The sequence below is a fragment of the Nostoc foliaceum FACHB-393 genome (genome assembly GCF_014698505.1).
GTDB lineage: Bacteria > Cyanobacteriota > Cyanobacteriia > Cyanobacteriales > Nostocaceae > Nostoc > Nostoc foliaceum_A.
This window is the reverse complement of record NZ_JACJTD010000117.1, coordinates 1-10,617: the sequence shown is the minus strand read 5'-3', so window position 1 is coordinate 10,617 and position 10,617 is coordinate 1. Positions and strand designations below refer to the sequence as shown.

Annotated in this window: 8 protein-coding genes, 1 tRNA gene and 1 rRNA gene; 8 read left to right on the top strand and 2 right to left on the bottom strand. The window is 39.8% G+C overall.

Annotated features, from left to right (window positions below):
* Positions 1–319 (bottom strand): 16S ribosomal RNA (locus tag H6G92_RS36835); the annotation flags it as partial.
* Positions 320–1,002: 683 nt separating this feature from the next.
* On the opposite strand from H6G92_RS36835, the gene rsmA reads away from it, so the two are divergent.
* From rsmA to H6G92_RS36820, 3 genes are all read left to right on the top strand, one after another.
* Complete coding sequence (gene rsmA, locus H6G92_RS36830) at positions 1,003–1,860, top strand: 16S rRNA (adenine(1518)-N(6)/adenine(1519)-N(6))-dimethyltransferase RsmA (RefSeq protein ID WP_190901559.1); 858 nt, start codon at positions 1,003–1,005, stop codon at positions 1,858–1,860.
* A gap of 80 nt (positions 1,861–1,940) precedes the next feature.
* On the top strand, positions 1,941–2,894 hold the full coding sequence (ispE, locus tag H6G92_RS36825; protein ID WP_190901557.1) for a 4-(cytidine 5'-diphospho)-2-C-methyl-D-erythritol kinase: 954 nt from the start codon (positions 1,941–1,943) through the stop codon (positions 2,892–2,894).
* A 203-nt stretch (positions 2,895–3,097) separates the two neighbouring features.
* Positions 3,098–3,427: a DUF3082 domain-containing protein gene (locus H6G92_RS36820; protein WP_190901555.1), complete on the top strand. Its 330-nt coding sequence runs from the start codon at positions 3,098–3,100 to the stop codon at positions 3,425–3,427.
* 14 nt (positions 3,428–3,441) lie between these two features.
* Here the strand turns inward: H6G92_RS36820 and H6G92_RS36815 are convergent, their stop codons facing one another.
* Positions 3,442–4,311: a response regulator gene (locus H6G92_RS36815; protein WP_190901554.1), complete on the bottom strand. Its 870-nt coding sequence runs from the start codon at positions 4,309–4,311 to the stop codon at positions 3,442–3,444.
* A 1,826-nt stretch (positions 4,312–6,137) separates the two neighbouring features.
* Between H6G92_RS36815 and H6G92_RS36810 the strand changes: the two genes are divergently transcribed.
* From H6G92_RS36810 to H6G92_RS36790, 5 genes are all read left to right on the top strand, one after another.
* Positions 6,138–6,416, top strand: a complete 279-nt coding sequence (locus tag H6G92_RS36810) for a HetP family heterocyst commitment protein (RefSeq protein ID WP_190901553.1) — start codon at positions 6,138–6,140, stop codon at positions 6,414–6,416.
* A 201-nt stretch (positions 6,417–6,617) separates the two neighbouring features.
* Complete coding sequence (gene trpC / locus H6G92_RS36805; RefSeq protein ID WP_190901552.1) at positions 6,618–7,469, top strand: indole-3-glycerol phosphate synthase TrpC; 852 nt, start codon at positions 6,618–6,620, stop codon at positions 7,467–7,469.
* A gap of 247 nt (positions 7,470–7,716) precedes the next feature.
* Positions 7,717–8,322: a GerMN domain-containing protein gene (locus tag H6G92_RS36800; RefSeq protein ID WP_190901551.1), complete on the top strand. Its 606-nt coding sequence runs from the start codon at positions 7,717–7,719 to the stop codon at positions 8,320–8,322.
* A gap of 172 nt (positions 8,323–8,494) precedes the next feature.
* Positions 8,495–8,566 (top strand) — tRNA-Gly (locus tag H6G92_RS36795).
* A gap of 444 nt (positions 8,567–9,010) precedes the next feature.
* Positions 9,011–10,192: a low temperature requirement protein A gene (locus tag H6G92_RS36790; RefSeq protein ID WP_190901550.1), complete on the top strand. Its 1,182-nt coding sequence runs from the start codon at positions 9,011–9,013 to the stop codon at positions 10,190–10,192.
* The last annotated feature ends 425 nt before the right edge of the window (positions 10,193–10,617 follow it).

The window sequence follows — 10,617 nt, the reverse complement described above, 5'->3', positions numbered from 1 at the left end:
GCCTCCCGTAGGAGTCTGGGCCGTGTCTCAGTCCCAGTGTGGCTGATCGTCCTCTCAGACCAGCTACTGATCGTCGCCTAGGTGCGCCTTTACCACACCTACTAGCTAATCAGACGCGAGCTCATCTCCAGGCAGTTAACCTTTCACCTCTCGGCACATCCGGTATTAGCCACCGTTTCCAGTGGTTGTCCCAGACCTAGAGCCAGATTCTCACGCGTTACTCACCCGTCCGCCACTGTGTCCGAAGACACCGTTCGACTTGCATGTGTTAAGCATACCGCCAGCGTTCATCCTGAGCCAGGATCAAACTCTCCGTTTTGTTGTGTTTCGAGTTTGTGGCTCCGAAAAAAAATATTTCCCGGAATCCTAGTTATAATTTCGATTATCTTTCGAGGTTTCCCCAAAAGCAAAATCTTTTGACGAGGATTGGTTTTTTCTTAAGCTTTCAAAGTATTATGTTTTTTAGGTTCAGCGGTGGTTGGCGTCTCTCGCCTTCCCACTTAACTAGAGTAACTAGTCATCCCCTAGTTTGTCAAGGGGTAAATTTATTTTTTTTCTAAAAAGCCAAATCCCTTGACTGGACTTGCTTTCAGGTTAATGAGTTATGCAACAGGAGGAAGGCGAGAACAAAGTGGCTAAACCTGACTGTGTAAATAATGGACGTTGCTTGTCTCTAAATGGAATTTGATGCAGGTTGAGTGATTATAGTAATGATTATCCAAAAAGGCAGGAGATAGTCTTGCTAGAGGGATTTATCTTGAATCCAAATGCTTGAACTAACTACAAATATAAGAGCATAGTGGTTGCGGAGCTTGGGGTTTAGCCCTCCCATCCTAACAGGTGACGCTGATATTGATATTTACGCGATCGCCAACGTTACATTCGCGGAGTGTTTGGAAGAGAAGATAGGCGTTACAGTGAGTCTAGCGCTGTAGAGGGACTTCAAAATTTATAATGAATTTTTGAGAAAATGCTAAAAACTAGACTAGGCAAGAAATACAGATGATCCGACCGCGTAAGGTCTTTGCTCAACATTGGCTCAAAAGTGAAAAGGCGCTCGACGCAATTATTAAAGCAGCAGAGTGTACAGAAAGCGATCGCTCCGCCAAAGGCGATCGCATCTTGGAAATTGGTCCCGGAACCGGGATTCTGACTCGTCGTTTATTACCCTTAGTGCAATCTCTGGTTGCAGTTGAAATAGACCGCGACTTATGCCAACTGTTGTCAAAGCAGCTTGGTAAGACTGCAAATTTTTTACTGCTGCAAGGCGATTTTCTCACTCTAGATTTACCATCTTATCTGGCAGCCTTTCCCAATTTCCAACAGCCAAATAAGGTAGTAGCCAATATTCCCTACAACATTACAGGGCCAATCATTGAGAAACTACTGGGTACTATCGCTAATCCCAACCCCAAACCATTTGACTCTATAGTGTTGCTGGTACAAAAAGAAGTCGCAGAAAGATTGTATGCTAAACCAGGATCAAAAGCCTTTGGGGCGTTGAGTGTGCGGGTACAGTATTTGGCTGAGTGTGAGTTAATCTGCACAGTTCCAGCAGCCGCATTCCATCCACCGCCAAAAGTCGATTCAGCAGTGGTGCGATTGCGTCCCCGAAAAATAGAAATACCAGCACTTAATCCTCGACAGTTAGAGAATTTCTTAAAGTTGGGGTTTGGTGCCAAGCGCAAAATGTTACGAAATAATTTGCAATCTGTTATAGAACGCGATCATCTGGCCCAATTACTGGAACAATTAAAAATAAATCCCCAAGCTAGAGCCGAAGACCTCAGCGTTCAGCAATGGGTAATCCTAGCGAATGAGTTAGGAGTTAAAAGTGAAGAGTTAAGAGTGAATATGTAGATGATTGCTTTGATTCAAAATCTAAAATTCACTCATTCACAACTAGCAACCCATAACCCCTAACTTCTAACTTTTTCAAAATGCGTTCCTACAGCCTAATTGCCCCTGCCAAAATCAACTTGTATCTGGAAATCATTGGCGCTCGCCCCGATGGCTATCACGAGTTGGCCATGATACTTCAAAGCATCGGGCTTGCAGACCAAATTCATGTGCATTCCATCAGCACTGACAACATTCGTGTTCACTGCAACCACCCACAAGTACCGACAGATAAAAGTAATCTGGCATACCGGGCAGCGGAATTAATGGTGAGGCAATTTCCCGAAGCCTTTGCTAGATATGGGGGTGTGGAGATTACCGTCAACAAGCAGATTCCTGTAGCAGCTGGGTTGGCTGGGGGTTCGACGAATGCAGCAGCTGTGTTGGTGGGAATAGATTTACTGTGGAAATTGGGATTAACTCAATCAGAATTAGAGGAGTTGGGAGGCACACTTGGTTCAGATGTCCCGTTTTGTGTAGCGGGTGGAACTGCGATCGCAACAGGTAGGGGTGAACAACTTTCTCCCCTACCGAGTTTAGATAACATATATATAGTATTGGGGAAATACCGCAGTCTGGAAGTCTCCACACCTTGGGCGTACAAAACCTATAGACAGCAGTTTAGTAATTCTTATATTAGAGATAGTGATAGCTTGGCAGCGCGTGCTAACGCAGTTCATTCAGGAGCAATAGTAAAAGCTATCTTGGATAAAGATACGAGAGAAATTGCCCAAAAATTGCACAATGATTTAGAGCGCGTGGTATTACCAGCTTATCCCCAAGTCTTGCAGTTGCGAGAAGTGTTTGCAAATCAGGAAGGCGTTTTAGGAACAATGATGTCTGGTTCTGGCCCAACAGTATTTGCTATTTTTGAGTCTCAACAGCAGGCAGAACAAGTTAAGCTGCAAGTGAGGGAAGCAATTCTTGATGAAGACTTAGAATTGTTTGTAACTCGGACAATCACACATGGTATTAAAGTGGCATCGTCTGTTTAAATAATTTTTTTTGTTAATGAAGTATAGGGAATAAGCTGATGAGTTTTTAAGTTGCATAGTTCAAATCGCTATAAAAAAGCAAAGACACAAAGATGCAATTTGAATGACGATTAGCTAAGGACAATAATTATTCCTAATACTCCAATCAAAAATCTAAAATTTTCGACTGAGCACTGACAACGAAATCTAAAATCTAAAATATTATGAATGACCAAAATCTAACGCCACAAACAGATGCTAAAGAACAGGTTACAGCGAGTCCGTTACGCTGTTTTACTGGGGCGGTGATTTCGGGAGGAATGGGATTTGCAGCATATTCGCTGATGATTGCGATCGCTACAAATTTTGCTACTAAACCTATCCATTCAATTAATCCATTGGTAATTAAGATTTCTTCTGCTGTTCGGACTCTGGTTGTTGGTGTAGTTGCTTTAGGAAGCGGGATATTTGGTATAGTAGCAATTGGTTTGTTGGCTTTGGGAGTGCAATTATTAGTCCAGGAGTTGACCAAGCAAAAAAGTAGTGAAAACTAGTAATCTGCTTTTAATTAGCAACCTAAAGGCACAAGTTTTTCTATCTCACTACGATTTTTAATTAATTCTAGCTTCGCACTTCTAGAAGGCTGAATAAGTTGTTGCTGTTTTCTCCAAATTTTAGGAGAAAGCCCGTGGTGTTGACGAAATTGGCGAGAGAAATGACACGTATTTTGATAGCCTAGTGCAATAGCAATCTGGTCGATTGTCTGATTAGTATTTCTGAGTAAAGGACGTGCTGCTGCCATCCGCCGCTTGACAATCCAACCGTTCACAGTTTCCCCTGTTTGTTTTGCTACTCTATTAGTCAAGTAAGCAGGCGAATAACCAACTGCAAGAGCCACATCAGATAAAGTAATTCCTTGGCGATAATTAGCTTCAATAAAATCGAAAACTGCTTGTAGTTGGGGAATAGATGGAAAAATGGATTCAGAGTTGAACGATGAAGGTAGTGGTTGGGCAACTTGATGAGAGTTAGTAGCGTACCAGTATCTCAAGAAAGCTTGTTTTTCTAATCGGACAGCGATCGCTCTGAGCAAATCCTCTATAGTAGAGGGTTTAGTAAGATAATCATCCGCTCCCAATTCCATACCTTTGCGAACATCTTTTTGAGTATTACTACCTGTCAAAAAAATGAAAGGAATAATTGCTGTGTCAGGATCTTGGCGCAGCCTAGTCAAAACGCTGTAGCCATCCATATCTGGCATTTGAATATCGCAAATCACCAAGTCGGGTAAATGTTTTTGTGCTTGCTGGATACCAGCCAATCCATCTTCAGCACCTATTGTGTCAAAACTTTGAGCCTCAAGAACCTCTAAGAAGAGATTGCGAGTAACAGCATCATCTTCAATTACAAGAATTTTTTTCGACGATTCGTATCTCATTTTTCTATCACTAGGATTTTTGTGGCAGGGAATGATGATTAAACTCTGTGCCGAGTACTCTGTAAAAAAACTATGAGTGTTGAGTTGAAGATAGTTGTTAATTAACAACTCAAAACACTACTATCAGGAAACCAACAAAACTCCATTTCTGGTTGTTGAACCATATGAAAGTTAGATTGAATTAACCTATAGCCTCCAGAATCCATATCCCTAGACATTTGGTTAAATAAATCGGCACTATAGCCGTTAATGAGTTGCTAATAACAACTTCCGCAAATCCTGATGCTACTATTGGCTAGTTCTAAATAAATTGAATTAGAAAGACCCAGAAATTACTTATGATTTTAAATATAATCTTAACAAGAAAAAATGATATTTTTTATGTTGGTAACATAAAGAAATTATTGGTCAACACTTAAATATAAATATTATTTATGATTTTCTTAATTTAAATAGGAAGAATGAAATTAAAAACACCCATAGGTAGTATTTAGTTTTACTTATGATTAATTATTTGATTTATTTATTTATAATATCAAGAAGCTTATTATATAAATTTTTAAAAGAAATAAAATCTTATTAGTATGCGTTATAAATACAACATCAATAATTCAACTTTTTTCAAACTTTGGACTAGATGTAATAGCAATATCTAGTGGTTATGCTATTGTCTCATGTATAGCAGGATACATAAATAACTTCCAAACAGCATAGATATACCTCATGTAGTTTTGAATCGTGTCTAACTACGAGAAATATTTGGCATATTTATTGACTATCTATCTCAAAATTTTGTACCAAAACATAATAAAATATGTGAAATCCCATATTAAATTTTGAATTTAGCTAATTATTTGTAACTATTGGTAACTGTTATGCAATCAAGAGAAGATTTATCAGCAAAATTATTTGCTGCATAATATCTTAATTTTGTCAATTCTAATTAAGGTGCATTTGCTCTAATAGTTCCGGCTTTAAGAAGTAAATCATTGATTATTATTTTAACAGCCTTTAATTTCCTCACTTAGGCATCTAACTATATGATAAGACAGCTTGTCATCTGTCACAAGGAATACATTTTTTTTTAAATCCTGTGAATGTAGCTAATAATTCTTCCAAAAGAAGTAGAAAAGATTAAACAGCTATGTATTGATGAATACGATTTAGAGGAATTTATGGCTACTTACACCTTTCCATAGGCGTAATTGGAGGACAGCACAGGATAAATCCAGTAACGCAGTTCTCATTACCATATAAAACTTGATAATATCCATGTTCCCTATCCTAAGTTAAAGTTAGTTTTATATGGTAATGAAAATAAATTAGACTTCAAAAGCGAAAAAATAGACATATCTACCAAAAAATTGTTCATATACTCTTTTGGCGAAGATTCAGTAAGCTTAACGAAGAAGCAGCTTCTGCAATACGGTTCATTTGTAAGAGCGGGTATAACAAGATATTTATGATGCTGGTTAGACCCGCCCCTACTTTTAATATGGATTTGCAATTGTTAATAACTTTATTGTAAGTTTACCAAATCATTATCTTAGCCTCCTATTATTTGAGATATAGATAATGGTCTTAAATAAATTTAAAAATAAATTCTGATTATTGAAATCTAATATCAAGCACTTCTAATAGCTAATAAATTATAACTCTATCAAGATAAGTCAGTCTGGTATTCATTAAAAACTTAGTCTGTTAGTGGGCACAAAAGATAGATTATTTATAGGATTAGAGAAATTTTACTAAACGCAATACAGAGAAAATAAGATAAATATTGCCAGATACAAACCAGTTTTAATTTACACCAAAGAGCGCATATTATGACTCAAAACATCACTGGTTATCAAACACAAATAGGTAAGAAAATCAATAATGAACAAATTGAGCAAATCCTTAAAGCAATTATTGCTGGCAAATATTCCTGGGCATGTGTTTTAATTCTGCGCTTTGCTGGCTACAATCCCATAGACTACATACCCTACCGCACCTATATCCGACTGCTCAAAAATAACTGCTTAGTTGAAAGCTCAAAACAAAATCAAAGTGATAGTGAGGCTGTAAAAGCGTTGAAACTCAAATCAACTTGGCTTCATTTTTGAAAAGAGTCATTAAGGCTAGTTCAAGGCATTGATCACAAAATTCCATAAGGAAAAGATGAAGACTGAAAGCTTTGAACGTCCGGTTATTCACAGATTCCTATTTTTTAAAGGCGTTTCCACTAAGGCCCATCGAAATGAATATCTGTAGGGTAGCCTGAAATTTTATAATTCATACTTTTTTGGCCACCCCATCCTTAACATATGACTTACCCAGCTACTACCCCTAATACTCATTTGCAACCGACTCTTAAAGAGATCATATGGCAGAAAAAGCATGAAGTCGCACAAATCCAACAAGAGATGTCTTTGGCTTCTTTGCAACGCCAGTTAACTGCTGCGCCGACCGTGCGAGATTTTCTCTCCGCTTTGCAACAGAGTCGTTACCGACCTTGCATCATTGCAGAGGTGAAGAAAGCATCTTTAATTCACGGAATTATTAAAGCAGACTTTGACTCAGTAGCGATCGCCAAAGCTTATGAACGTGGTGGCGCAACTTGTATCTCTGTCTTCACCGATCAGAAGTTCTTTCATGGCAGCTTTGAGAATTTACGCACCATTCGCTACCGGGTAGGATTGCCTCTACTGTGCAAAGAGTTCATTTTAGACCCCTGCCAAATTTATTTAGCACGAGCAGCAGGCGCAGATGCAGTACTACTGATTGCAGGAATTCTCTCAGATAAGGAACTTCAAAACTTTTTGCGAGTGATTCACTATTTGGGAATGAATGCTTTAATAGAAGTCCATACTTTGGCAGAACTAGATCGGGTGCTAAAGCTTGATGATGTGCGCTTAATAGGAATTAACAACCAAAGTCTAGCAGATTTTAGTGTCAATATTGGCACAACTGGTGAACTACTAGCGGCTAGGCGATCGCAACTACAAAGTTTGGGCATTATCGTCGTCAGTGAGTCTGGCTTGTATACACCTGCTGATTTATCCCTTGTAGCTGAAGCTGGTACACATGCCGTTATACTTGGTGAGGCTCTAGTTAAACAAGAAGATATACAGCAGAGCGTGCGTAATCTGCTCAAACCTACAGCTATCTTCAGATAAATAGACCACATTATTAATTCAAGCAAAGGTCGGTATATTTTTGTTTGCTCCATTTCTGGTTTTTCTGCCAAGCTTTTTGGGATTGGGGTAGACGCGATGTTGTAATTTCGGTGTATAGTATAACCCTCGACTTTAACAGATTTCGGGTTGACACTTTATAGACTGGCTCAAAATTCACTAATTTATGCGGAATTGATACCAGCGACACTGAAATTGTTAGCAACAACATCACTTGTAAGCAAAATTTATGAACACAACCAAGAGATATTTTTTACCCCTTATTTTTGTGACAATGGTTGTTAGCCTCAGCAGTTGTAGTTCTAACCCCACCACTCGTAATATTGACAGCGAAACACCATCCTCTACTACGACACCGACAAATAGCCCATTGTCTCAGACTCCCAGCCAGATTCCTAGCGTAGCTCAATTGAGAGAAAAACCTCCTAATCAAGAATCTCCCAAGGAAAATACGCCTTCCTCATTAACTCCTAAAGTTGCCACTAGCAAAACTACCAATGTCACACTATATACAAGTGATACTCAATGTCAAGAACTCATTCCAGAAAAGGTTTCAGTCCCAGCCGAGGAACCAGTAACAAATGTAGTGAGTAAAATTTTAGAAAAACGAGATACAAGTGACTTTAGCTTGTCTGGGTATCGTGTCAATATCAAAAATGGCATTGCTACAGTTGATTTGCGAATATCCCCTGATTCAAAGCGACAAATAGCTTCTCTTTCTAGTTGTGAACAGTTTGCTCTGTTTGGCAGTCTTCGCAAAACCCTAACAAGTAATGCTCAATGGAATATTAAAGAGGTTCGCTTCACCGAGCGAGGTGAGGACATTGTTCTTTAGTTAAATTATGTTTAGTAAGTGCCGTCATCAGCTAGCTAAAAAGATTTCCCAATTTGAACAACTACAGGACTCATACATCAGCAGTTGCCCAAACAGTGCATGTTCTAGCAATTGAAAATAGCTGTAAATAATGGTATAGTTTATTTTAGTCGTAAGTCGATGGCAGCAATTCGCGGGTGTAATTCAGTGGTAGAATGTCATCTTCCCATGGTGAACGTCGTGGGTTCGAGTCCCATCGCCCGCTTTAAAATCAGAAACTAAGTTACCTATGTCATGGCTCCTGTTGGTACAGTTGCTTATGAGTTTGTTGAGCCAAACTTCACTAAGCATCTGGAGCCTGCACGTATCGTTACTACATTGTATATACTACAGGTTGCCGATAAAGCGCCGACGTTTAACAGACTGCTATTTCTATTAAACATCTCCAAAAATTAATTATGTGTTGCTCGAAATCCTTGGTAAGCACAATTCATGAATTGTGCCTAAGTAAGTGGGCTTACTAGGAGCCAATTTAATTAAATTTACATTGCTTAATATAGTTTTATTATTGCCCACTTACTTACATCATTTTCGGACAAGTCTATTGTATTGTCAGCAGGTTTTTAGGGATTTATGCAGAAACGTCTATGCACTCGCTAATGGATGACAGCTAATGGTAAAAAACAATTAGCGATTCGCAATTAGCACTATGGCAAATTTTCTCCAACCGCCAAGGTTACGCATTGGTGAAGGCACCGAAGAAGAACGACGCGCCACTTGGCTGGAATTGTTTTATGATTTGGTTTTTGTCGTTGCAGTTTCTCAACTCGCCCACAATCTCAATGAAGATATCTCTCTATCAGGATTGTTTGGGTTTGTAGTTCTATTTATACCAGTTTGGTGGTCATGGATTGGCACCACATTTTACGCCAACCGCTTTGATAGCGATGATGTGGGACATCGACTGCTCATTGGTATACAAATGCTGACAGCAGCAGCGATGGCTATTAATATTCACCACGGTTTGGGTGAGAGTTCCCCTGGTTTTGCCATTTCCTATGCTCTCGGTCGGGCCGTGCTTGTAATAGAGTACGTTCGTGCTGGAAGACATATCGCCTCCGCACGTCCTTTGACCACTCGCTACGCTATTGGTTTTGCGATCGCAGCCTTGCTTTGGTTAATATCAGCATCTGTACCAATCCCTTGGCGGTTCGGATTTTGGACACTGGGAATAATTATTGACTTTGCCACACCCTTAACAGGACATAAGTTTCAGATCGGGTTACTCCCCCACGCCTCCCACTTACCAGAACGTTTCGGGTTATTTACCATTATTGTTTTGGGTGAAGCAATCATTGCAGTGGTCAATGGTGTTTCTGAGCAGAAATGGGATGTTTTAACCGTGATTTCCGCCGTGTTTGGTCTAATTATCGCCTTTAGCTGGTGGTGGGTCTATTTTGATAACTTGGGTGGTAAACCTATTGAAGTGGCGCGGACACATGGAAAAGTTGGTGTTGTTAATCTCTGGCTTTACACCCATTTACCGCTAGTGATTGGGATTACTGCTGCTGGAGTCGGGGTAGAACAAATCTTGTTGAGTAAGCCAACTTTAGCACTACCCGATTCCCAACGATGGCTCATCTGTGGTGCAGTAGCATTATGCTCTTTGGCTGTCAGTATTCTCCATAGATTTGGGGTGATCCGTTATTGCAAAATTCGTTCCCAGTATCGACTTGGGGGTGCAGTTGTGCTGCTAGCGATCGCCATCTTTGGCAAAGGTTTGTTACCTGTTGCAGTCATTGCCCTTGTAGCTGTAGTTTCTGCTATCCAAGTTGTTCAAGATTTGTATCAGAGTCGTCCCACTACCCGCTTAGTTAACCCAGAAATCTAGCTTATAGTCGAGTGGCACGTTTGTAATTGGTGTCAACTTAACGTAAAAAGCAGTCTAGAAACGACTTTTAGGATTGTCTCGTCAAGAGTCTCAGACTGGGAATGCCTGTCGTTGAGGCTCGGCTCTGCCTCCCTTGCTGGCGGCAGAGCCGCTTTTGAGTTGCATTTTCCAGCCTCTTGCTGGAAACAAGGTTTTAAATGACTTTTAGCTTAAGTTGACACCAATGCGCGTGAGCTACTACATACAACATATCCATGTAATTTAAATATGAGCCATTTTATAAAGCGCATCTATCCTATAGAATCCATTTGACATCTTTTACTATCTTGAAGTACAGTTACCGCAAAAGCCGTATCCAGCAGTCATGCCGTACTCTAGCAGCCTAACAGACGAAGAGTGGGAAATCCTTGAACCCCTACTGCCGA